The organism is Dysgonomonas sp. BGC7, from assembly GCF_001261735.1.
Lineage (GTDB): Bacteria > Bacteroidota > Bacteroidia > Bacteroidales > Dysgonomonadaceae > Dysgonomonas.
This window is the reverse complement of sequence record NZ_CVRP01000013.1, coordinates 91119-115469: the sequence shown is the minus strand read 5'-3', so window position 1 is coordinate 115469 and position 24351 is coordinate 91119. Positions and strand designations below refer to the sequence as shown.

17 protein-coding genes are annotated in these 24351 nt (G+C 38.3%); 12 read left to right on the top strand and 5 right to left on the bottom strand.

Annotation, left to right across the window (positions count from 1 at the left end; translation table 11 throughout):
- Positions 1-55 precede the first annotated feature (55 nt).
- Both BGC7_RS12690 and BGC7_RS12685 read right to left on the bottom strand, forming a co-directional pair.
- A complete protein-coding gene (locus tag BGC7_RS12690) occupies positions 56-694 on the bottom strand; it encodes an outer membrane lipoprotein periplasmic chaperone LolA1 (RefSeq protein WP_050701974.1) in 639 nt (212 codons plus the stop codon).
- 75 nt (positions 695-769) lie between these two features.
- Positions 770-3247 carry an FtsK/SpoIIIE family DNA translocase gene (locus BGC7_RS12685; protein WP_050701973.1) on the bottom strand — a complete coding sequence of 826 codons (2478 nt, stop codon included), beginning with the start codon at positions 3245-3247 and terminating at the stop codon, positions 770-772.
- Between the two features lie 294 nt (positions 3248-3541).
- Here BGC7_RS12685 and BGC7_RS12680 point away from each other — a divergent pair, with 294 nt between their 5' ends.
- From BGC7_RS12680 to BGC7_RS12640, 9 genes are all read left to right on the top strand, one after another.
- On the top strand, positions 3542-6394 hold the full coding sequence (locus tag BGC7_RS12680) for an outer membrane beta-barrel protein (protein WP_050701972.1): 2853 nt from the start codon (positions 3542-3544) through the stop codon (positions 6392-6394).
- A gap of 175 nt (positions 6395-6569) precedes the next feature.
- A complete protein-coding gene (locus tag BGC7_RS12675) occupies positions 6570-8969 on the top strand; it encodes a TonB-dependent receptor (protein WP_050701971.1) in 2400 nt (799 codons plus the stop codon).
- 173 nt (positions 8970-9142) lie between these two features.
- Positions 9143-9697 carry a hypothetical protein gene (locus BGC7_RS12670; protein WP_050701970.1) on the top strand — a complete coding sequence of 185 codons (555 nt, stop codon included), beginning with the start codon at positions 9143-9145 and terminating at the stop codon, positions 9695-9697.
- 164 nt (positions 9698-9861) lie between these two features.
- Positions 9862-11292, top strand: a complete 1431-nt coding sequence (locus tag BGC7_RS12665) for a S8 family serine peptidase (protein WP_050701969.1) — start codon at positions 9862-9864, stop codon at positions 11290-11292.
- The gene (xseA, locus tag BGC7_RS12660; protein ID WP_050701968.1) at positions 11289-12671 is read left to right on the top strand and encodes an exodeoxyribonuclease VII large subunit; all 1383 of its coding nucleotides are present in this window, start codon (positions 11289-11291) and stop codon (positions 12669-12671) included. The genes BGC7_RS12665 and xseA overlap by 4 nt, the downstream gene beginning before the upstream one ends.
- On the top strand, positions 12655-13707 hold the full coding sequence (locus tag BGC7_RS12655; protein ID WP_050701967.1) for a WG repeat-containing protein: 1053 nt from the start codon (positions 12655-12657) through the stop codon (positions 13705-13707). The genes xseA and BGC7_RS12655 overlap by 17 nt, the downstream gene beginning before the upstream one ends.
- 7 nt (positions 13708-13714) lie before the next feature.
- Positions 13715-13912, top strand: coding sequence for an exodeoxyribonuclease VII small subunit (gene xseB / locus BGC7_RS12650; protein ID WP_050701966.1), 198 nt, complete (start codon positions 13715-13717; stop codon positions 13910-13912).
- Positions 13912-14574 carry a 2-C-methyl-D-erythritol 4-phosphate cytidylyltransferase gene (locus tag BGC7_RS12645; protein WP_050701965.1) on the top strand — a complete coding sequence of 221 codons (663 nt, stop codon included), beginning with the start codon at positions 13912-13914 and terminating at the stop codon, positions 14572-14574. The genes xseB and BGC7_RS12645 overlap by 1 nt, the downstream gene beginning before the upstream one ends.
- A gap of 191 nt (positions 14575-14765) precedes the next feature.
- On the top strand, positions 14766-15833 hold the full coding sequence (locus BGC7_RS12640; RefSeq protein WP_050701964.1) for a M20 family metallo-hydrolase: 1068 nt from the start codon (positions 14766-14768) through the stop codon (positions 15831-15833).
- On the opposite strand, the gene BGC7_RS12635 is transcribed toward BGC7_RS12640, so the two are convergent.
- The 3 genes from BGC7_RS12635 to BGC7_RS12625 form a co-directional block, all read right to left on the bottom strand.
- Entirely contained in the window at positions 15822-17795 is a 1974-nt protein-coding gene (locus tag BGC7_RS12635; RefSeq protein WP_050701963.1) for a KUP/HAK/KT family potassium transporter, read from the bottom strand. The genes BGC7_RS12640 and BGC7_RS12635 overlap by 12 nt on opposite strands.
- Positions 17796-17947: 152 nt before the next feature.
- Complete coding sequence (locus BGC7_RS12630; protein ID WP_050701962.1) at positions 17948-19720, bottom strand: ABC transporter ATP-binding protein; 1773 nt, start codon at positions 19718-19720, stop codon at positions 17948-17950.
- Positions 19721-19723: 3 nt separating this feature from the next.
- Entirely contained in the window at positions 19724-21448 is a 1725-nt protein-coding gene (locus BGC7_RS12625; RefSeq protein WP_050701961.1) for an ABC transporter ATP-binding protein, read from the bottom strand.
- 210 nt (positions 21449-21658) lie between these two features.
- Here BGC7_RS12625 and BGC7_RS12620 point away from each other — a divergent pair, with 210 nt between their 5' ends.
- The 3 genes from BGC7_RS12620 to pdxB all read left to right on the top strand — a co-directional run bounded on the left by BGC7_RS12620 (position 21659) and on the right by pdxB (position 24312).
- Positions 21659-22147, top strand: coding sequence for a ferritin (locus BGC7_RS12620; RefSeq protein WP_050701960.1), 489 nt, complete (start codon positions 21659-21661; stop codon positions 22145-22147).
- Between the two features lie 370 nt (positions 22148-22517).
- On the top strand, positions 22518-23213 hold the full coding sequence (locus BGC7_RS12615; RefSeq protein ID WP_050702077.1) for an ABC transporter ATP-binding protein: 696 nt from the start codon (positions 22518-22520) through the stop codon (positions 23211-23213).
- Positions 23194-24312: a 4-phosphoerythronate dehydrogenase PdxB gene (gene pdxB / locus BGC7_RS12610; RefSeq protein WP_050701959.1), complete on the top strand. Its 1119-nt coding sequence runs from the start codon at positions 23194-23196 to the stop codon at positions 24310-24312. The genes BGC7_RS12615 and pdxB overlap by 20 nt, the downstream gene beginning before the upstream one ends.
- The last annotated feature ends 39 nt before the right edge of the window (positions 24313-24351 follow it).

Genomic DNA, 24351 nt, shown 5'->3' with positions numbered 1-24351 from the left:
TTTGCCCAAATTTATCCGGTTCTTATTTTTTATTAAGCAATAAACAATATCTATTTTAGCGAAGGTCTATAATTTCGACTCTTGGATAGTCTTTTGCATTGAACTGAAATATTGAATCCTGTATGGAGGTTCCTGTTTGATAGTTCTTTATGGTCAATATATTCTCAATACCTACCTTGTCTGTCAGTGTTATTCTCCAAAAGGTGCTACTGGCTTTGTTTACTAAAACTGTAATCTTGGTAAACTCTGATCCTTTCTTTTGAGGGATAAGGTCTATTTCTTGTAACAGTTTTCCTGATATACGTTTTTCTCCTTTATAATTAAGATTGAATCCTTTTTTATAGATATTGAAGAGTACAGACGGGCTTATTGCCTGAAGTTCTTCTCCTGTAGGGGTACTAACATTTACTTCCTCAGTATCTTTTATATATACCCATTGAGTAGTTCCATCAAACCATGTGATGGCATCAGGTATTTCTATTTTGAACTTATTCCCTTTCATGTATGCTTTACCATCATAACTATATGTTGATTTTGCTTTCGTATCTTTCGAATCGAGGGTAAATGTTGCGGTTACACCTCCGGCATTGTTATATGTCTCGGATGCTTTGTCGAGTATAGCCCGCGCATTCTGAGCTGAGACTGATAGCGAAAATACAGTGAAAATGGCTGTGGCTAATAATTTTATCTTCATATGTTATATTGATTTACTTATCTTCCTTTGACTATTGCATATAATAAAGGTTTAAAGATGAGAGTTTGTTCATCCTTACATAAACGAGTTTAATTTTTGCTCAAGACTATATTCGTCAGCAATAAGGACATCACGGGGTTTGCTTCCTTGCACAGGACCTACAATGCCTGCTGCTTCGAGCTGATCCATCAGTCTGCCTGCACGATTGTACCCGATTGAGAATTTACGCTGAATAAGGGAAGTGGATCCTTGTTGATGCACTACTATAAGCCTTGCAGCTTCGTCAAACAGAGGGTCGCGATCGTTGAGGTCTATATTACCTATCCTTTCTTCTCCAGCTTCGCCAACATATTCAGGTAGTTCGAAAGCACTGGTATATCCCTGCTGGTTACCAATATACTGGGCAATACCTTCCACCTCAGGTGTGTCCACAAATGCACACTGAATACGTACTAGGTCGCTTCCTTGCGAAAATAGCATATCTCCTCGTCCTATAAGCTGATTAGCTCCCGACATGTCGAGAATAGTGCGTGAGTCTATCTGTGATGTCACCCTGAAAGCCATACGTGCAGGAAAGTTCGCTTTGATAGTACCTGTTATTATATTCGTGGTCGGACGCTGTGTTGCAATAACCATGTGCATACCCACAGCTCGCGCTTTCTGAGCTATACGTGCTATCGGCATTTCTATTTCTTTTCCGGCAGTCATTATCAGATCGCCAAACTCGTCTATGATGATTACCAGATAAGGTAGAAAACGGTGTCCTTTCAATGGATTTAGCCGGCGTTTACGGAACTTCTCGTTATATTCTTTGATGTTACGCACACCTGCATTCATTAGCAGTTCGTAACGGTCGTCCATTTCTTTGGTCAGAGAGTTGAGCGTTTGAGTTACTTTACTCACATCTGTGATGATTGCTTTTTCGGCATCCGGTAGCTTTGCCAGATAGTGCTTTTCTATTCTTGAATAGATATTGAATTCTACCATCTTCGGGTCTACGAGAATCATCTTCATTTCTGCCGGATGCTTCTTGTAGAGCAGAGAAGTAATTATGGCATTGAGTCCTACAGACTTTCCTTGCCCTGTTGCTCCTGCAACGAGAAGGTGTGGCATCTTGCAAAGGTCAAACATGAAAATTTCATTTGTAATTGTCTTGCCTAGTGCGACAGGGAGGTCATAGTTACTCTCCTGAAATTTGCGGGAAGCAATTACCGACTGCATGGAAACTATCTGTGGATCTTTGTTCGGAACCTCTATCCCGATTGTACCTTTTCCCGGCATAGGTGCAATGATACGAATACCTAGAGCCGAAAGGCTTAGAGCGATGTCATCTTCCAGATTCCTTATTTTAGAAATACGCACTCCTGCTTTGGGTACTATCTCGTATAGGGTGATTGTAGGCCCTACAGTTGCCTTTATGGAAGTGATTTCGATACCATAATTCTGTAATGTTGTAATAATTTTACTCTTATTGGCATTTTGCTCTTCCATATCTACTCCTTTCCCAGTACTGTCATATACTTTCAACAGATCTGATGATGGAAAATGAAAGTTTGAAAGGTCTTTTGTCGGATCATAATCTTCCATCTCTTCCATTCCTTCTTCGGGAAGAATATCGTCGATATTTTCTGTGGTATCCTTTTGTACAAGTTCAGATTTTTTTTCTGTATTAGTCGGCTCTACGAATTCTTCATCTTGAGGAATAACGATTTCAAAATCCTGATCGACTATGAGGGTTGTGTCGGGAACTTTGTTCCGAGAGGTTTCGACAGGAATAACTTCTTCTTCGTAATTGTCATTTCCATTTTCTTCTTTTTTCTTCCTTTTGAATAAGGATAGCCAATTCTTTTTCTCTTTCACAGGCTCTTCTTCCTCCTCTTCTTCATATAGATTATCCAATTCGGGATCTATATCCTCGGGAGAGTTACTTTTTAAAGGATTCTTGAATAGTCCTCTGAAAAACTCCATTGAAGCTTTTTTTGTGATAACAAGAAATATAATAAGGAGTAATACAATAACCATCAGTACGCCAGGAATCCCCAATGCTGCCTCTAGCGTTTGTTCTATATAATGTCCGTGTGCCCCGCCCCATATAATGTGACTGTCGGGGAAAATACGTGACAAAAGAAACGCACTTGTTATAGATCCCCATATCATGGCAAAAGCCAATAGGAGGAATGTGCGGATAGCAGAAATATTGACTACTCTCATCAGTTTCAATCCCATGAGTATAAAATATACAGGGATGAGTAGAGAGAAGATGCCAAACCATTGATTGATAAACTTCTCGGCTAGAAATGCTCCTGCAACGCCTGTCCAGTTGCTTATGACCTGTTTATGTGAAATGAGATCGAAAAAAGACCTGTTCACAACTTTACTTTGGTCAGCCGCTCCCGTTGCAAAAAATGAGATTTCACCCAACAGTATATATGCACCTATAAAAGCAAGGCATACTCCTAAAAGGAATCGAGTTCTCTCTTTTTTTACAAATTCGAAGAATGAATCTATTTTACTATCTTGTTTTTTCTTTTTTTGAACAGGTTTCTTTGCCATAAGGATTATGTGCAGATTTTTTTTGAAAATCAAATTAAGGTCATTGACCTATTTTACTATTGTCTTTTATGTAACAGCTATGATTAAGTTATAGTTAAATACAATTGTACTAAATATTTTCTGTTACTCATATAACAAGCAAAGATAATGCTTTTTTCGTGAAGGTATGATTTGTTACTTTCTTCTTTTCTATCCAATAATAAATAAAAAAATATGAAATATTCATTAAACCTTTTTGGTCTTTGATAGTCTCATTTAACAGTTTAAATGATGTAGTTCATATAAAAGGAGATAATGAAAAAGAGTATTCCCCTCATTTTGTTTTTTTGTATCTTTTCTTCTTTAGGTATTTTTTCCCAAACCGTAAATATTACAGGGACAATATTTGATGAAGGAACAAAAGAAGCCATAGAGATGGCTAGTGTTAGGGTATTGAATGTAAAAGACAGTAGTTATGTTGCCGGAGGGGTAACAAATGAAAAAGGGCGATTTAGTGTGGCTGTAAAATCAGGGCAGTATATAACGCATATATCTTTTATAGGATATTTGGAACAGTACTATAAAGTAAATACAAGCCAGAAGACTTCGGTGGGAGATGTTTTTCTGAAAGAAGACGGTATTCTTCTAAAAGAAGCTATCGTGGAGGCTAAAGCTCCTGAAATTATTGTAAAAGGGGATACTGTAGAGTATAATGCCGATTCATATAAAGTGCAGGAAAGTGCAGTTTTAGGCGACTTGATTAAGAAAATTCCTGGAGCAGAGATTGATGCCGATGGTAAGATTACAGTAAACGGAAAAGATATATCGAAAATACTTGTCGATGGTAAGGATTTCTTTAGTACCGATCCTAAAACGGCTTCAGAAAATCTTCCTGCCAGAATGATAGAAAAACTACAGGTTTTGGATCAGAAGTCTGATATGGCATTGCTAACAGGCTTTGACGATGGAGAAGAACAAACGGTGATAAACCTTATTGTGAAACCCGGAATGAAAGAAGGTGTTATGGCAAATCTTTCGGGTGGATATGGAAATAAAGATAGATATGAGTCTAACGGTTTTGTAAACATAGCAAAGAATGATAACAGACTATCTGCTTTAGGTAATTTTAATAATACGAACAATGTAAACTCCGGCATGGGCGGTGGTCGCCGATGGGGCGGCGATAGAGGGCTGACCGAAACAACTATGGGTGGTGTGAATATAGCAATGGAGCCATCCAAGAAGTTTAAATATGATGGAGATATTCAGTATAGAGGTACTGATAATAATGTAGAGTCAACAACATCTACGGAATATACCAGTAAAGGTATAGGCGAAGAAGAAACATCAACTCAGAATAATAATAATAAAAATCTGAGTGGAAGATTTAAGTTTGAGTGGAATCCTAATGAGAAAACGAGTATTATCTTCCGACCAAATGTGTCCTATTCTAAAAGTTCGAAATTTTCGCTTAAAGAGACCGATCGAGTAAATCAGTCCGATTCTCAAGAAGATTTTTCGGCTGAAAGTGAGTCGGCCTCGAATGGACACTCTCTTAACTTGAATGGAAATTTGTTAATTAATAGGAAGCTTAGTGAAAAAGGCCGTTCTGTTACCTTGGAATTATCGGGAGGTATTACAGATGGTTCTACAGATGGTTCTACCTATACTGCTACAGATTATTATAATTCGGGTTTGTCGGAATTACTAAACCAAGTTTATAATCAAAAAAATGATAATAACAATTGGCGGGCTCGTGTCTCTTATTTGGAACCAGTAGGAACTGGTAACTTTTTAGAATTGGCTTACAATATAAAGAATACACATTCGGAAACGGATAAAAAAACGTATGACATTGATGCTTCTAAAAATCAGACTTTATCCGAAAATTATACAAGGACAACTAAAAACGACTTTTTAAATCAGAATGTATCTTTGAGTTTCCAGAGTCGTAGACAGAAATATAACTATACTATTGGTGTCGGCTTAGAGCCTTCCCGTTCTCAAACCTCAGTGGAAAAGCCAAATGAGGAACAAAATCGTTATGCAGCTCGCAATTTTTTGAATTTCGCACCTAGATTAGAGTTTAATTACCTTTGGGATAAGCGTCATAATTTAAGGTTGAGATATAATGGGGAAACTATCCAGCCGACTACTGATCAGTTATTTGATGGTTCTTTCAGTAATGAAGGAAATAACGAGGTTGTCGGTAATCCTAATTTGGAGCCCGGTTTTCAACACCGATTAAATATCCGTTATCAGAAATATACAGCAGAGAAAGCTTCCTCTATTATGGGATTTGCAAATTTCACTTATGCAACAAATGATATAACTAGCATTAGTTCTTTTGAAGGTAATAAGCGAATAACTACCTATGAAAATATTGATGGGAATATGACAGGTAGGTTAATGATGATGTATAATACACCCCTCAGAAATAAGAGTTTTTCGATCAATGCCCGTACATCAGGAAATTACAATAGAGATAACACTTTTATTACCGCTCAAAATGGAGGTGATCCAACCAAGAATACAGCAAATACCTATAGCATTGGTGAGGGATTGAGGCTGAAGTTCAATACCGATAAATTTCTGATAAATAAGATGTGGGGTATTGAAGACGCTTTCACATTCAATATTGGAACTAACTTTACCTACGAGAATACAAGAAATTCTGCATTGTCAGCTCAAAATAATAATATTAAGAATCAAGAGATATACAATTATGGAGGAGGCGCAGACCTTCAGTGGTTCTTGCCTCTTCGCTTTGTGTTGGAGTCGGATGTGAACTATTCATCAAACTCAGGCTATGAGGGAGGATATAAAGAGAATTCTTGGGTGTGGAACGCTTCTTTGGCCAAGGAATTCAATATCAAAATAAAGTCGAAAGAAAATGTAACTACTCTGCCTGCTACTCTTAATTTTAAAATATATGATATATTACAGCAAAGGAGTAATATATCTCGTAGCTCCAATGCAGAGAGAATATCATATAGTACTTACAATACGATAAGTAGTTATTTTATGGTCGGACTGACGATTCGTTTCCAATCCTTCAAAGGAGGTGCTAAGCAATCTGATTTCGATGAAGGAGGAGGTGAAAGATTTAGAGGCAGAGGCCCTGGTGGAGGAGGTCGAAGATCTGGTGGACCAGGGGGAATGTTTTAGATATAAGAAAAAAAATCGCAATTATTTAGTTGCGATTTTTTTTGAGATATAGCTTTGTTATGGTTTATGCTATATACCTATATATCGGTATTGAGATTCTTTCCAATACCTAATTGTAGTGATTTGGAGAAAGAGCTTTTTTTTATACATTTGCAGCCGCTAAACAACTATCTATATGAAAAGTAAAATTGCCCTATTATTCATTTTTACAGTGTTTTATATCTCTTCGAATGCTAGTCTGGCACCTACCGATGCAAATATTTTTGGACATGTAACCAATCGTAAAACAGGAGAGCACATAGCATATATTAATGTTGTGATAAAAAATACAACTATTGGTATTGCTACAGACGCTACCGGTCATTATGCCTTGAAGAATCTGCCCGAAGGAAAATTTATAGTAATTGCTGAAGGGATTGGATTTAAGCCTCAAGAAAAAGAAATAGAATTAAAAAGAGGAAAGTCGATAGAGGTAAACTTCGAAATAGAAGAAGATGCACTTAAACTCAGTGAAGTTGTTGTCACCGCAGGCCGTACCTCACAGAAGAGATCGGAAGCTCCGGTAATTGTAAATACATTGAGTACAAAAATGCTCGAAACCACCCAATCTGTCGTATTAGGTGAAGGTCTGAATTATTGTACAGGACTTCGCTATGAGAATGATTGCCAAAATTGTGGATTCTCTCAGGTGCGAATGAATGGACTTGAAGGCCCATATTCTCAGATATTGATTAATAGTCGTCCTATATTCAGTGGTTTGGCAGGAGTGTACGGACTGGAGCTGATACCAGCCAATATGCTCGAACGTATCGAAGTAGTGAGGGGTGGAGGATCTGTTCTTTATGGATCTAATGCAATTGCAGGAACAATAAATCTTATACTAAAAGATCCCAAAAGGAATTCATTCGAAGCAGGTTTTAATACATCTCTGATTGGAACAGGTGTAAGCGGCTCTAATGGGCCTACTGCCGATTATAATGCTACTTTCAATGCTTCTCTGGTTACTGATGATCATAAGACCGGGATTGCTGTGTTTGGAAATATGCGCGACCGAAAAATGTTCGATGCCAATGGAGATGACTTTTCAGAGATTGCTCCTATGAAAAATACTGTAATAGGTACACGCATATTTCATCGTCCGGGTTATCGGAGCAAGCTTAGCCTAGACTTTTTCAATATACGAGAGGAACGCAATGGAGGAAACAAACAAGACTATCCACACCATGAAAGAGATATTTCCGAATCGGTCAAACATGATATGAAAACAGGGGCTCTTACTTTTGAACAATATTTGAGAGAAAGTGATTTACTTACCGTTTTTGCTTCAGGACAGTATATTGACCGGGATTCATATTATGGTGCGAACCATGCACTCGATGGTTATGGTAATACTAAAGATAAGACATATAATTTGGGTACTCAGTATAAGGCATCGGTTACAGACCTGTCCACAATAGTGGGTGGCGTGGAATATACAAGTTCGCATCTGAAAGATAAGAAACTAGGCTATCCTGAAGTTGACAGCGATGGAAAACTTACCGGAGAACATATTCCTAACAGCATTGTTTCCGATCAGTCTTTGTCTACAGCAGGAGCTTTTGCTCAATATGAAATAAAGGTTAGTAAATTTAAGTTTCTTGCCGGAGCAAGGGTTGAACATTATTCGGTAAATGATAAAGCCGGAGACAGTGACAAATCCGGAACAGTGTTTGTGCCTCGTGCCAGTTTGATGTATGATATTACTTCCGATTTCCAAACTCGTTTGGGTGTGTCGCGCGGATATAGAGCACCTCAGGTCTTTGACGAAGATTTACATATAGAAACATCCGGCTCACGCAAAGTGATAAATAAGAATGCTCCGGATCTTAAGCAGGAAAATAGTACAAGTGTTACATTATCGTTCGATTTCAATAAACCTATCGGTACGGTTAATACTAATATTTTGGTCGAAAGTTTTTATACTAAAATACATAATCCTTTTCGTAACGATATAGGGGAAAAAGACGCTGAAGGTGTTGTTATCTATACTCGGGAAAATTCTAAAGGAGGAGCCGTTGTACAGGGATTGAATCTGGAAGTGAAAATAATGCCTTCCGAAAAGCTTAATTTTGCTGCAGGTTTTACAGTCCAATCCAGTAGATACAAAATAGCAGATGATAAATTCGGAGAAAAGAAGTTTTTTCGTACACCGGATAACTATGGTTTTCTTACAATGGATTGGGAATTTGCTCGCAATTTTGGAGTATCTCTTACCGGGAACTATACTGGGAAAATGCTCGTGCCGTACTTTGGTCTCAATGCCCCTGTTATAAATCCTGATAGGGCTGCGGATGAAGATGAGGAAAGGGCAGAACTGAAAAAGTCTAAAACCTTTTTTGATGCAGGTGTTAAGTTTCATTACGATATGAAGATCACAGGTGGAGTAACAGTAGAATGGTTTGTCGGAATGAAGAATGTATTCAATTCTTTCCAGTCTGACTTTGACAAGGGTATCGATAGAGATCCATCTTATATCTATGGGCCAAGCTTACCTCGTACAGTGTTTCTTGGCTTTAAGATAGGTAATCTGCTATAATCAGATTTAGATATATGGTTTGAGGGTGTGCCGGAAATAGGTGACACCCTCTTCGTTGTTTAAGGGGGGGATATTCTTTTTCTATAGATCAAAATAGCTTGTTTGTCGATTACTGTTGTGCCAACAAATAAGCATCTGTATTTTTGAATATAGATTTTTAAAAGTTATTCATTATGAAAAAGTTAATATTAGCCCTCAGTTTAATTTTTGCAATAGGACTTGTCAATCCCGTCTCTGCTCAGAATATTAATATAAATGTAAATCTGGACAAACAGCCTGCTTGGGGACCTGTGGGATACGACTATGCAGAATATTATTATTTCCCGGATATCAATGTTTATTTTGATATAAATAATTCTCTTTTCTATTATCAGTCGGGTAGTAACTGGATTTCAAACAGATATTTACCGGATAAATATAGTAAGTATGATCTCTACAGTCTTTACAAGGTGGTGGTAAATAACAATCAGCCATGGCAACAGAATAAGACCCATAAGAAATCATATTCTATGTATAAGGGAAACAAAACACAGGAAGCGATCCGTTATAGTAACAATAGTAAATACAATACCAGTAAGAACAATAGTAACAGTTGGGTGGATAACGACAATTTCGGAAATAAAAACAACAAGAAAAATAATGCTAAAGAGAATAGCAGCTCAAAGAATAAAGTAAGTACTGATAATAATAGAGCAAAACAATCGAAAGGCAATAATACACGTAGGTAAATAAGCATTAATTGGTTTTTAATGGGTAAGAAATGGGGTGTGCTAAATAACTTTGGCACATTCCATTTTTGTTTTGCGCAAGAACTTAATAAGTGTAATAATATAGATACAAATAATGAACTAAGAACTATTATCTGTATTTTTGTACAAAACAAAATATTGTTATGAGGAAAAATCTATTGCTAATATGTGTTCTTGCAACTTCTGTATCTCTTTTTTCACAGGAATATCATTATAAATTTCGTTTATTACTGAAAGATAAAGGACAAACACATTACTCGCTGGATAAGCCCGAAGAATTTTTGTCTGTCAAAGCAATAGAGAGAAGAGCTAAATATGGAATAGCAATAGATTCGACTGATTTGCCTGTTTCCGATAAATATATCAAAACTATAGAATCTTTGGGTGGAGCGATAGCATCGAAAAGTAAATGGTTGTCATCAATAACTGTTCACTGTGAAGATTCTTTGCTAGTAGATAAATTGAAAGAACTACCATTTGTTGCTGAAGCCATTTTTGTATGGAAAGGGGCTGCTGCTGTTGATAAAATGCAAACAGATTCTGTTATTAACTATCCTGCTGAGGAGACAGTCTCTTTCGGAAATTATTATGGAAAAGGGTTTGATAATATTAAGCTTAATAACGGACAATATCTTCACGATGCCGGATATAAAGGTAAAGGAATGGACATTGCAGTTATTGATGCAGGATTTAATCATTTTCCGCAAATTGAAATGTTGAATAACCTTGATATAAAAGGAACTAAAGGGTTCATATATCAGCATCAGGATCTTTTTTCTAATGCTAATCAACATGGTTTAAGCGTTTTGTCGTGTATCGGAACTAATAAGCCTATGCAGTTTGTTGGTACTGCTCCTGAGGCTAGCTTTTGGCTACTGAATACAGAAGATTCGAGGAGTGAATTTCCTGTCGAAGAAGACTATTGGGCTGCTGCTGTCGAATATGCCGATAGTGTGGGCGTATATGTTGTGAATACTTCTCTTGGCTATAATAGTTTCGATAACCCTGCCTATAGTTACACTCATGCAAGTCTTGATGGTAGAACTGCCTTTATTACACGGGCAGCAAATAAGGCAGCAAGTAAGGGGATGCTTCTTGTTATAAGTGCAGGCAATTCGGGTGATTCGGAGTGGAGAAAAATAACCCCTCCTTCCGATGCTGTTAATGTGCTTACTGTAGGAGCAGTCCAGCGCGATTCGATTGTTGCTCGTTTTAGTTCGAGAGGTATGACAGCCGATCTGAGAGTGAAGCCCGATGTTATGGCTTTAGGTGTCGGTTCTACTGTCGTTAATGATAACGGACTCGTTAGTCGTAGTAGTGGAACGTCTTTTTCTTCCCCCATTATGTGTGGTATGGTAGCATGTCTTTGGCAAGCTTTTCCGGAGTTGAATAATAGAGAGATAATAAATATTGTGAGACAGTCTTCTGACAGATACGACTCTTTTAATGAAGATTACGGCTACGGTATTCCTGATATGAAAAAGGCTATGGAACTAGCCCGAAGCAAGGTTAATCAGAAAAATATACAAAAGACTGTAATAATACCCTTAAAAGCAGAACCAAAGAGAAAATGAGTGAAGCAATCTCTCTCTACGAACTAAATAGTCTGATAAAAGGAGTTCTTTCCAGCTCTTTGCCGGAGATGGTTTGGATGCGTGCCGAGACTAGCGATGTGCGGGTAAATCAGAATGGCCATTGTTATCTGGAGTTTATAGAGAAAGATAGTAAAGGACGTACGCTTTTGGCTAAGACCAGAGGAATGATCTGGGCAAATACTTTTTACATGCTGAAAGCGTATTTTGAAAATGCAACCAAACAGCCATTCACTTCGGGGCTGAAAGTGTTGGTGCAGGTGAGTATCGAATATCATGAACTTTACGGACTTAGTCTTACGGTTCACGATATAGATCCCGGATATACATTAGGAGATCAGGCGCTGAACAGGGCTGCAATATTAAAGCAATTGGAAGATGAGGGAGTACTCTATCTCAATAAAGAGCTGGAACTGGCTGTTCCTACCAATCGAATTGCTGTTATTTCCTCTCCCACAGCAGCTGGCTATGAAGATTTCCAGGATCAACTGAAGAAGAATAGTCAAGGATTTGGTTTTTATACCAAGTTGTTTCCGGCCATTATGCAAGGAGAAAGGTCGGAGAGTTCGATAATATCAGCATTGGAACGTATCTATGAATATATGGATTACTTCGATGCTGTGGTAATTATCAGGGGGGGGGGAGCCACCTCCGATCTTAGCAGTTTCGACTCTTATCTATTGGCTGCCAGTTGTGCACAGTTTCCTCTACCTATAATTACTGGAATTGGTCACGAGCGTGACGAAACAGTATTAGATATTGTAGCTCATACACGGGCAAAAACGCCTACTGCTGTGGCTGAATTTTTGATTGATAATATGGTGGACGCCGCAGAAGAGTTGGAGGAAATAGCTCATTCCATCGTGACTTCTGCTTCTCGTCGCTTACAGGATGAAGAGACAAGGCTTGCTGTTTTTGAAAATCAGAATAACTTTGTACTCAAACGCTGGTACAGAGAACAAGAGGTTATTCTTTCTTCGGTAAATAATTTCTTGTTTCGAGGTTTACAGCGGATATTGAGAGACAATCAAAATAAGGTTGCCGGATATCGGGATTTACTGACTAAGAGGATGCAACAAAATACCAGAACTTTTTCAGAAAAAATAGATTATATAGAAGAAGCTCTGAAAAAAAACACTCAGCAGATAATGAAACAAGAACTGTCTCAATTAGAAGTTTTTGAGAAATATTTGGAGTTGTCTTCACCGGAAAATATTCTGAAAAAAGGCTACACTATGACTATTAAGAATGGGCAGATAGTGAAAACAAAAGATGTGTTGGCTGTTGGTGATAAGATAACGACTGTATTTGCCGATGGAGAAATAAATTCAATAGTAAACAACTATGAAGAATATAAATAAAAAAGCATTATCGTATCTGTTTCCTTTCGATTTTAGCGATGGATTCGTGCAGATTGGTACACGGTCGGGGATAGGATATGCAGACAAATCAGGCGAGCTGATTATACCGTGCAGGTACAATCTGGCTTATCCCTTTACCGAAGGATTGGCTTATGTTGTGAATGGGAAAAATAAAGCCTTTATAAACAAGTCGGGTAACGAAGTTATTGATCTGCTCGGTTATGACGAAGCCGATTCTTTTTCTGACGGTTTTTGTGCCGTTATGCAGGATGGTAAATGGGGATTTATAGATAAATCGGGAGAACTTATCATTCCATTGGCTTACGAAGAAGTCAACTGGTTTAGTGAGGGCTTATGTGTGGTTTTCAAAGAAGGAAAAGCCGGAGTTATAGATAAGCAGGGTAGGGAAGTAATCCCCTTTATATATGATGATATTATAGCCTTCAAAGAAGGTGTTGCTGAGGCTTATCTGGACGGGAAAGCCGGCTGTATTGATTCTCTTGGTAATGTTGTAGTACCTTTTATATACGATTCTGTCGGTGAGTGTAACGAAGGGTTGATGGTAGTGGATATTGATGATAAATACGGAGTTGTAGATAAAGAAGGAAAGGAAGTAATCCCTTTGATTTACAATGATGCTGCATATAAGTATTCCGATGGGCTTTTGCCTATGCAGCAAGGAGGAAAGTGGGGATGTGTTGACCAAGAAGGAGAAGTGAAGATTCCGTTCCAGTATGATGGAATGCGTTTCTTCTCTGATGGACTGGCTGCTGTATGTATTGGAAAGAGATGGGGGTTTGTAAATAAAAACAATGAGCTGGTAGTACCTGTTCAGTATAAGAAAGTCCATAATTTTTCCGATGGGTTGGCTTTTGTCGAAGGCGAAGGACGCAGGGCATATTATATAGACAAACACGATGAGGTAAATATTATGCTTAGACAAGAATACACCATCGTAGAGAAAGTAAAAGCATTGGTGATTGTTGCTGCGATAATAGGCTTTATAGCTATATTGTTGAGTAAAATATTAGAATAATAAATGTATGGCTAAGAAAGAACAAACATACGGAGAGGCAATGCAGGAGTTGCAGGATATAATGTATCGTATCGAAAACGAGGATCTGGATGTGGATATATTATTAGATGAAGTAAAAAAAGCAGCAACCCTTATTAAGTTCTGTAAGGATAAGTTGCAGAAGACGAATGTGGAAATTCAGAAAATACTGGATAAAATAGAATAATGCAAAATAATATAATTATAGTAGCAGGAGGTAAAGGCTTACGGATGGGAGGCGATTTGCCTAAACAATTTATTCCTCTGGCAGGTAAGCCCGTTCTGATGCATACTATAGAAGCCTTCTATACTTTCGATAAAGGGATGAATATTGTATTGGTACTCCCTATATCTCATCAGGACTATTGGGAGAGCTTATGCACAGAATATGGATTTGAGATTCCTCACATTGTAGCAACAGGTGGTGAGACTCGTTTCCATTCAGTGAAAAATGGACTGGCTATGGTTGAAAGTGGATTAGTCGGAGTGCATGATGGGGTAAGACCTTTTGTTTCCGGCGATCTTATAAAACGTTGCTTCGAAACGGCAAAGGAGTTTAAAGCTGTTGTTCCGGCTATCAATTCTACCGATAGCCTTCGTGAGATGGTAAATGAAGAAAGAAGTAGGATAATTGACCGTACCATAATACGTTTAGTCCAGACTCCACAGGTTTTCTGTGCCGATATACTCAAAGCTGCTTATGAAGTAGAATTTAAAGATTACTTTACGGATGATGCTTCGGTAGTGGAAGAGCTTGGGATTGATGTTCACCTTGTAGAAGGAGAGGTTTCTAATATAAAAATAACGACCCCTTTCGATCTGAAAGTTGGAGAAGTGATAATAGGATAGAGTAGATTTTATCTATATAAGTAAAAGATAAAATTTAATGTAACATCTTTAAATTATAACGAACAGTAAATGTTATTATTTGGATGGATAATAAATAGGTCTAAGACCTTAGAAATAAGATAGCAAAAAGAGGTGACAGTAAAGAAATAGATATAAACTGTTACTTTCGTTACTTTTTAGTTAAAAACAATATGGAACAAGATATAGATTCTTTGTATTACAGTGCTGTAGACCTGTTGAAAAGTATGATCAGCACCCCTTCTTTCAGTAGAGAAGAACATAATGTTGCCGAAATTATTATGGCCTCTATGAAAAGTATGGGATTTGAGCCACAACGGAAAGGTAACAATCTGTGGATACAAAGCAAAGACTTTGATTCTGATAAGCCAACAATATTACTCAACTCCCACATGGATACTGTACGTCCTGTATCTGGTTGGACTAAAGATCCTTTCGTTCCCGAAACCGATGATGATATATTGTACGGTCTGGGGAGTAACGATGCCGGTGCCAGCCTTGTGTGCCTTTTGCATGCTTTCTTTTGGCTGACAGCTAAGAAACAAGATTACAACCTGTTGTTTCTTGCATCGTGTGAAGAGGAAGTTTCGGGTAAAGATGGGGCGGAAGCTGTTGTACCTGAACTACCCGCAATAGAGTTCGGTATAGTAGGAGAGCCGACCCAAATGAATCCTGCCATTGCCGAAAAGGGGCTACTTGTTCTTGATTGTATATCTTATGGTAAAGCAGGACACGCTGCCCGTGATGAAGGAGATAATGCGATCTATAAAGCATTGAAAGATATAGAGTGGTTCAGAACATTCCGATTTCCCGAAGATAGCGACTTGTTGGGACCTGTAAAAATGACTGTGTCGATGATAAATGCAGGCACACAACACAATGTTGTACCCGACAAATGCGAATTTGTTGTCGATGTGCGAACTAATGAATTGTACAGTAATCAGGAGGTATATGAGATTATAAACAAGTATACAGACTGTGAAGTGAAGCCTCGTTCGTTCAGATTGAATTCTTCCCGTATAGCGCTCGAAAACCCGTTTGTGCAAAGAGCTATAATGATAGGGAAAGAGCCTTACGGTTCACCGACTTTATCGGATCAGACGTTTATGCCTTTTCCTACTTTAAAGATGGGTCCGGGAGACTCCGCCCGATCTCACACCGCCAATGAATATATTCGATTGAGTGAGATTCGTGAGGCTATAGAGCTTTATGTCAAGCTCCTCGATGGTTTACGCTTCTGACTCTTCGTTGGCCTGATTCAGCAGTTCTTTTAGTTGCTCCTCGGTATGATCGAGTTGACGCAAAGGAACAGTTTCCACTTCGGCTAAAGATGGGTCTATATCGTACATCTGTGTGTCGGATGTAGTCAGTTTCTTTACAAAGTTATAGCAACCCAGAGTAATTTGGCGTGAAGGGTTCATGTGCACATTGCGGAAAATTCGGTCTACTACCATAAATTTAAAGTCGCCACGTTTTTCTGTCGCTTCCAGCATAGATGGATAGCGACTGTTGAGGTCAACTAAGCCATGACGTTCCAGTTCGTTGGCTATTAGATTTACATACTTGTCGGTGTGAATACCCAATTTAAAACCTGCACGGATATTGATCCTGAATATCTTTTTAGGGGCATAGACTGTCGTTTCGTAGCTAAACTCATAAGGCTCGTCTGTCCTTTTTATTCTTATGAACCAATATGTGTCTGCTCTTTTTGGCGTTCTTTTAAATAGTGAATAAGCGATTTTGCTTTCAAGAAAGTTTTTATTGTTTGCCTTCACTATATATACAAGGTGAGTTGCAGCCTTAGGGATGGAGGTATCTTCGCTTATCTTTAGTATCTGATTAATATACTGATCATCGACCTGATCGTAAACTGTATAATGACGTTTTATTCCGCGTCCGTTGTACCACGAATACATAAGGAATACAAGTACGCTGGCTATCAAAATAGGAACAAAGCCTCCATGCGCAAACTTTTGCATATTAGCTATAAAGAAACTGAATTCAATAATGACAAAGAATAGTGTAAGCGGTATGCTGAACCAAAGAGGTTTGTTGTTTTTTGTAAAATAAAGAAATAACAGTACACTAGTCATCAGCATACTTAGGGTGATGGCAAGTCCGTATGCAGCCTCCAGTTTCATCGACGACTGCATGGTAAGAATAATGATTATGCATAATATCATCATCATATAATTGATGGATGGTATGTATAATTGTCCCTTTATATTGGTCGGATATTGTATTTTTACATTAGGCCATATGTTGAGGGATATTGCCTCGCTAATTACAGTAAAAGAGCCGCTTATGAGTGCCTGACTAGCAATTATAGCAGCTAATGTTGCCATCAATACTCCGATGAGGCTAAACCATTCGGGCATCATAGCAAAGAATGGATTGATGTCGTGTGTTACATGATGACTATTGATAATCCACGCAGCCTGTCCCAGATAGTTTATTATCAGTGCCGATTTTACATATATCCATGATATACGTATGTTTTTTAATCCGCAATGCCCTAAATCCGAGTATAATGCTTCTGCTCCTGTAGTACAGAGGAATATAGCTCCCAGTATGAACATCGTTTGTGGAACCTCTATCAGAAAATTGATTGCATACATAGGATTGAAAGCCCGAAATACACTGAAGTCATGTATTAGCTGACTTAGGCCGACCGCAGCCATCATGGTAAACCATGCAATCATCAAAGGGCCGAAGTATTTGCCTAAAGATCCTGTACCGAAGGGTTGAAGAAGGAATAAAACAAGTACTATAGCGATAGTAACCGGTATAACAGGAATATGAGGTGCTATTGTGTTTAAGCCTTCTACAGCAGACATTACTGTCATTGCAGGAGTAATGATTCCATCGGCAAGGAGTGTCGCTGCTCCTATACCTGCAAGAATATAAGCCCAACGGTATTTTTGGCGTATAAGGGCATACAGAGATAAGATTCCCCCCTCTCCTTTATTGTCGGCTCTTAAAGTAATGATAACATATTTGAGAGTTGTTTGTATGGTTAAAGTCCATATAACACACGATACAGCCCCCAGTATATAATCGGGTCTGCTTAGCTGTCCTGCCGGAAGTGCATTTAGTACCGCCCTCATTACATATAAAGGAGACGTTCCTATATCACCAAATACAATTCCAATTGCTAAAACAACCCCCAGAGCACTAAAGGGGACTTTGTGGTTTTCTTTCATTTTTATCTATAGTTGAAAAAGTTGCATCCAAAAGTACAAGTTTATTTTATATGAGAGTACGTTGTATGGTTAAAAATACTTAGCGGATAATGCTCACGTTAATCTAAAAGTTTTTAATAAAATTTGTTTGTATATATTTGAAATAAAGTTTATTATTCCTCTTCAAATTGTTCTTTGTATAACGAATAATATTTCCCTTTCATCTCCAGCAGTTCGTTATGGCTTCCTTGTTCTACAATTTGTCCATGTTCCAATACGAGTATCCTGTCTGCGTTTTTTACGGTAGATAACCTATGTGCTATAATCAGGCTGGTGCGCCCTTCCATTAATTTATCTAATCCTTTTTGAATGAGTATTTCGCTCCGGGTGTCTATGTTACTTGTGGCTTCATCTAGAAGGAGAATGGCCGGGTCGGCTATTGCTGCCCGTGCAATGTTGAGCAGTTGTCTTTGCCCTTGACTAAGATTGGCTCCATCGTTTTCCAACTGAGTTTCGTAACCTTGTGGCAAGCGTTTGATGAAAGAATGAGCTGCTGTCAGTTTTGCTGCCTGTACTACTTCTTCTTTTGTTGCATTTAGCCTCCCAAAGCGAATGTTGTCACATACAGTACCTGTAAACAAGTGGGTGTCTTGAAGTACAATAGCCATGGATTGTCTCAGGCTGTCTCTCTTTATATCTTGTATTGATATGCTGTCTATTGTTATCTCTCCCGATTGTATATCGAAAAAACGGGGCAACATGTTTAGTATTGTTGTTTTTCCTGCACCGGTCTCACCGACCAACGCTATTTTCATTCCCGGAGAAGCATGTAACGATATACCTTTCAGTATTGTCTTTTCTACTTTGTAGCCGAAATATACATCCTGCATCCTTACATCCCCCTTAATATTGGTCAAGGTTTTTGCATGGCTGTTGTCTGCCTCTTCGGGTTCTTCGTCTATCACCTGAAATATGCGTTCGGCTCCTGCAATAGCAGCCTGAATACTGTTGTAGAGGCTGGCCAGTTCATTTATCGGTCGCCCAAACTGACGTGAATATTGAAGGAATGCAGCTAGTCCACCGACATCGAAACCTCTGAAAATGGCAAGCAAGGCTCCTATTATAGTTATCACTACATAGTTTAAAGTGTTTAGGTTTTGCATCAGGGGCATCATCATTCCCGAGTAGAATTGAGCTTTCTGCGATTTGTCTTTCAGTTTCTGGTTTAAGGCCTCAAAATCTGTTTCTACCTGTTTCTCGTGTCCGAATACTTTAACTACTTTTTGCCCGCTTATCATTTCTTCTATGTAGCCATTGGTTTCACCTAAAATCTCTTGCTGTGCTTTGAAGTATTTACGGCTACGCTTTACAATGGTTTTTGCACTGAAAAACATGATTGGAACAGTAATAAGGGTGGCAAGTGTGAGTATAGGACTGATGTAAAGCATCAAAATAAAGATACCAATTACCATCAGAGCACTTGAGAGCATATCGGAGAGGCTGTCGGTAAGAGCATTACTTACCTGATCTATGTCGTTTGTGTACCGACTCATCAGATCGCCGTGCTGATGTGTGTCGAAGTATTTTATAGGCAGATGTTCCATCTTTCTGAAGAGGTCGCTCCGCATACGGGTAACGGTTCGTTGACCTATCTTATTCAATAGCCTGTATTGGATATAGGTTGCAACTACCCCCGTAAGATATACAATACCCAAAAAGAGAAGTATATTCACCAGTCCGCTAAAGTCTCCGGGAATGATGTAGTCGTTGATTATTGGGCGCAGCATGTAAGAGCCGAGCAAGCTGGATGCGATACTCACTATAATAAGAAAGCCTATGACGAAGAGTAAACCCTTGTCGCATGCCACATAAGATATCAGTCTCCTGAAAGTCTTTCGTCCTTCTACAGCTTTTCCGCTTTGTTTGTAACTATCTCCGTGTGCCATATATCAAAATGCGACTTGTTGTGAGTTGTAAATGTCCTGATATATATCAGAGTTCTCTATTAGTTCGGCAGGAGTTCCTATTGCATTGATCTCGCCATCGTCGAGTACAATAACTCTGTCGGCCGATTGCATTGTGTTGATTCTCTGAGTAATGATAAATACAGTAGTATCATTCAATAAACTGTTCAGGTTCTGCCGTATCCTTTGTTCGGTCTCAGTATCTACTGCACTTGTACTATCGTCTAGTATAAGAATCTTAGGCTTTCTTAATAACGCTCTGGCTATACAGATGCGCTGCTTTTGTCCTCCCGATATATTGATGCCTCCACGTCCGAGCATAGTGTCGTAGCCATCAGAAAAAGACATGATGAAATCGTGTGCCTGAGCAGCCTTTGTAGCTTCTTCAATTTCATCTTTCGTAGCATCTGGCTTTCCCCAACGGAGATTTTCTATGATGGTGCCTGTAAACAACTCGTTCTTCTGGAGTACCATCCCTATCTTGGAGTGTAGTTCGTCCAGATTGTAATCTTTTACATTCACCCCGTCTATTTTTACTTCTCCTGCGGTTGTATCGTATAGCCGGGGAATAAGTTGAAGCATAGAGCTTTTTGCTGCCCCTGTTGCTCCTACTACAGCTATAGTCTCCCCTTTTTTTACCTTGAAACTAATATCTTTTAATACGTCTGTTTCTCCGCCGCTGTATCGGAAGAATACTTTGTTGAATTCAACGTCCCCATCAGATATTGTATGAGTATTTGTTAGTCCTTCCCGTGTGTTTGTTAAGGATGGTTCAGTGTTTAATACTTCGAGTATTCGTTCCGATGAGGCCGAAGCCCGTGCTATTCCCATGATGACCATAGAAAGTAGCATGAGAGACATGAGTATTTGTACAAGGTAGTTGACGAATGATATCAATTCTCCTACTTTGAGTTCTCCGGTTATAACTTTTTCCCCACCAATCCAAAGTATAACAATAACAGATATGTTCATTATCAGCTGCATGGCAGGAAATATAGAGACTACAATATTAGAAGCATTTATTACCATATCTCTTAAATCTGCGCTTCGTTTTTCGAACCTCTCAGTTTCGTAATCTTCTCTTACAAAAGATTTGACTACGCGGATGTTTATCAAATTTTCCCTTACAAAAGCATTTAGCTGGTCTATCTTTTGCTGTACTTTCATGAACATCGGGAATCCTTTACGCAGAATGAGATACACACTGATTGCCAGCACAGGAATAGCTCCTATCAAAATAAGGGCTAAATCAGTATTGATGTTGATAACAAAAAAGACAGCCATTACCAGCATTAGTGGCGAACGAAGCATGATGCGCATCGACATTAGTACAACTTGTTGTATACGGGATATGTCATTGGTGAGTCTGGTTATTAATGATGCTGAATTAAATTTGTCTATTTCGGTAAATGAAAGTTGCTGTATTTTGTCGAAAAGAGATGATCGGAGATCTGTACCAAAGCCAATAGAGGCTTTCGAAGAAACAGAGACATTAATAATACTCATAATTAAACCGACAACAGATACTCCTACCATGTATGCTCCGAAATGGACGATTACCGAAAGGTCTTTTGTCATCACTCCATTATCTATAATCTTAGCCATAAATAATGGCTGTATCGTTTCGCAAATGACAGCAATTGTGATAAGTAAAGGGCTTATCAAGAGACTGTTTTTATATTTTCGGAGTATTTGCCAATATTTTCTCATTCATTATTATTTTCCCCTGCAAATATATATCTATTTTGTACAGAAAAGAGATTCCTTACGATAGATTCTAATAAAAGCCCTTGTCGAATGATATAGTTATTTTCGATATTGTATTAACAAATATCTATATTTTTTGATAACGTGACAATATATTTGTAATATTGTATTCCATATTGTTCGCAATATTATAATCATCAAAATATCATCATTATGTTAAGTAAAAAAATGGAAGCTGCGCTGAATGCGCAAATTAATGCAGAATTTTGGTCTGCATATCTATACTTGTCTATGTCTGCTCATTTTGCAGCTGACGGAAAACCCGGTTTTGCTCATTGGTTCAATACTCAGTTTAGCGAAGAGCAAGGACATGCTCTTAAGATTTTTAGCTATATAATAGAAAGAGGTGGATCTGTAGAATTGAAGCCGGTGGCTAAAGTGCCGCAGTCGTGGAAAACACCGTTGGCGGCATTTGAAGATACTCTCAAGCATGAGAAAGAGGTAACTAAAATGGTTCATAGTTTAGTCGCTCTTGCAAAAGAGGAGAATGACTATGCTACAGAGAGTTTTCTGAAATGGTTTGTAGATGAACAAGTAGAAGAAGAATCTACAGCACAAGGGTATATAGATGCTCTTACAATGATTAAAGATAATGGTTTCGGTATCTATACTTTAGATAAAGAGTTGAGGTCAAGGGCTTAATCTTTCAGAAAAAAGATATAAAGAATGCAATCTCTCTGATATTTGTCGGAGAGATTGCTTATTTTATACAGCTGAATATTATTTCTCAAAGCTTTATCTATATGTTGATCAGTTAGCGGTGATCAGTCAGCAGTAAATAAAGTGGAAAAGATAGCAAGTAAAAAATAGATGAAAAAGAGTACAACTTTGTCAGGTTTTAGTTAAAAAGACCCTCCAACCTGCCCCGAATGGGAGGCTTAGGCAAAGCCAATAAGATGGGATAATGGCAAATGAAAAAAGTATTATAAAGATGTACAAGTTTGTCAGGTTTTAGTTAAAATTGTACTCTGGAACTAAAAGAAAGAATCGCTCAATTAAAATTGATGTAGTCTTGATAACAATAGAACATATTTCAAAGTCATATAAAGATATAGAAGCATTGTCCGATGTGAGTTTTTCTATGACCAAAGGAGAGATTGTTGGCTTGCTCGGTGTGAATGGGGCGGGAAAGTCTACTCTTATGAAGATACTGTCGGGCATTGTTTCTCCTGACAAAGGCTCTGTAACATTTTTTGAGGAAAATCTTTTAGAAGGCTCTTCTATGGTGAAGCAGCGTATAGGATATCTTTCAGAAGATAATCCTTTGTACGAAGATATGTATGTAAAAGAGTACCTGACCTATGTCTCTGATCTGTATAGGGTGGATAGGAGCAGGGTAGCGTTTGTTATAGAGGAAATCGGTTTGCTGAAAGAATATAGAAAGAAAATTAAAGACTTGTCGCGTGGAAACAGGCAACGGGTAGGAATTGCTCAGGCATTGGTTCACGATCCTACATTTCTTATTCTCGATGAAGCGACTTCGGGGCTAGATCCTAATCAGAAAGAAAGCCTGAACAATATACTAATAAATATATCAAAAGATAAAATTATTTTGTTTTCGACTCATATCTTATCCGAGGTAAAAGACATCTGCTCTCGCCTGATCCTTTTGGACAAAGGAACTCTTGTTGCAGACAGAGAAATATCGGAGATAGATTCAGTAAAGGAAACCTTTCATATATTGACTAATGAAAATAATAGCAGATAAAAATATACCTTACCTAAGAGGTGTTGCAGAGTATTATGGCGATGTAACATATCTTGATGGTTCAGACTTTTCTTACGATACTATCAAAGATGCAGATACTCTGATTGTGCGTACAGTTACTCATTTTGGCAAGGAGATATTGGAAGGGACAAAGGTCAAGCTTATTTGCTCGGCTACGATAGGATATGATCATATTGATACTACCTATTGCGATACACATGGTATTGCATGGCGAAATGCTCCGGGGTGCAATTCCGGCTCAGTGATGCAATACATTGTTTCTTCGTTGATTGTATTATCTCGCAAAAAGGGATTTGACCTTAAAGATAAAACGATAGGGATAGTTGGTGTCGGCAATGTTGGCAAGAAAGTAGCAAAAGCTTGTGAGATTTTGGGTATGAAAGTCCTGTTAAATGATCCGCCTCGCCAATTTTCTGAAGATAGTATAGACTTTGTCAGTCTTGAAAGAATAAAGGAAGAAGCAGATATTATAACATTTCATACACCATTGTTTCGGGAAGGTGACTATAAAACTTATCATCTGGCAAATACAGCCTTTTTTGAATCTCTGGCAAAGAAACCTTTCATCATCAATTCTGCCAGAGGTGCTATTGTGGATACGAAATCAGTAAAAGAGGCTGTAAAGAAAGGCTTGATATCAGGAGTTATTGTCGATTGTTGGGAGAATGAACCTCTGATAGATTTGGAATATATGCAAATGGTAGATATTGCAACCCCTCATATTGCAGGCTATTCTGCTGATGGTAAAGCCAATGCAACTCGTATGTCGTTAGAATCTATTGCTGAGTTTTATAATTTAGACAAAACTCCTATAGTAAATGTTGTGGAGCCGGAACCTCAGAATCCTGTTATTGATTTGGATAAACTAGATTCGAAGAATAGGGTATATGATGCAATATTGAACACTTACAATCCAATGAGAGATTATTCTGCTCTTACAGCATCTCCTCACTCTTTTAAACAACTGAGAAACGAATATCCGTTGCGCAGAGAGTATCTGGCATATACAATTAAGAATGATTCAAAAGAAGAGGCTGAATTGTTACTGAAGTTGGGATTTACACAAAATGCCCCATAAAAGGGCTATAGTAGACTTTCACGGGGCACTTTATTATGT

Coding starts and splice junctions, on each gene's coding strand:
- BGC7_RS12690 (WP_050701974.1), bottom strand. CDS start 694: ATGAAGATAAAATTATTAGCCACAGCCATTTTCACTGTATTTTCGCTA.
- BGC7_RS12685 (WP_050701973.1), bottom strand. CDS start 3,247: ATGGCAAAGAAACCTGTTCAAAAAAAGAAAAAACAAGATAGTAAAATA.
- BGC7_RS12680 (WP_050701972.1), top strand. CDS start 3,542: ATGAAAAAGAGTATTCCCCTCATTTTGTTTTTTTGTATCTTTTCTTCT.
- BGC7_RS12675 (WP_050701971.1), top strand. CDS start 6,570: ATGAAAAGTAAAATTGCCCTATTATTCATTTTTACAGTGTTTTATATC.
- BGC7_RS12670 (WP_050701970.1), top strand. CDS start 9,143: ATGAAAAAGTTAATATTAGCCCTCAGTTTAATTTTTGCAATAGGACTT.
- BGC7_RS12665 (WP_050701969.1), top strand. CDS start 9,862: ATGAGGAAAAATCTATTGCTAATATGTGTTCTTGCAACTTCTGTATCT.
- xseA (WP_050701968.1), top strand. CDS start 11,289: ATGAGTGAAGCAATCTCTCTCTACGAACTAAATAGTCTGATAAAAGGA.
- BGC7_RS12655 (WP_050701967.1), top strand. CDS start 12,655: ATGAAGAATATAAATAAAAAAGCATTATCGTATCTGTTTCCTTTCGAT.
- xseB (WP_050701966.1), top strand. CDS start 13,715: ATGGCTAAGAAAGAACAAACATACGGAGAGGCAATGCAGGAGTTGCAG.
- BGC7_RS12645 (WP_050701965.1), top strand. CDS start 13,912: ATGCAAAATAATATAATTATAGTAGCAGGAGGTAAAGGCTTACGGATG.
- BGC7_RS12640 (WP_050701964.1), top strand. CDS start 14,766: ATGGAACAAGATATAGATTCTTTGTATTACAGTGCTGTAGACCTGTTG.
- BGC7_RS12635 (WP_050701963.1), bottom strand. CDS start 17,795: ATGAAAGAAAACCACAAAGTCCCCTTTAGTGCTCTGGGGGTTGTTTTA.
- BGC7_RS12630 (WP_050701962.1), bottom strand. CDS start 19,720: ATGGCACACGGAGATAGTTACAAACAAAGCGGAAAAGCTGTAGAAGGA.
- BGC7_RS12625 (WP_050701961.1), bottom strand. CDS start 21,448: ATGAGAAAATATTGGCAAATACTCCGAAAATATAAAAACAGTCTCTTG.
- BGC7_RS12620 (WP_050701960.1), top strand. CDS start 21,659: ATGTTAAGTAAAAAAATGGAAGCTGCGCTGAATGCGCAAATTAATGCA.
- pdxB (WP_050701959.1), top strand. CDS start 23,194: ATGAAAATAATAGCAGATAAAAATATACCTTACCTAAGAGGTGTTGCA.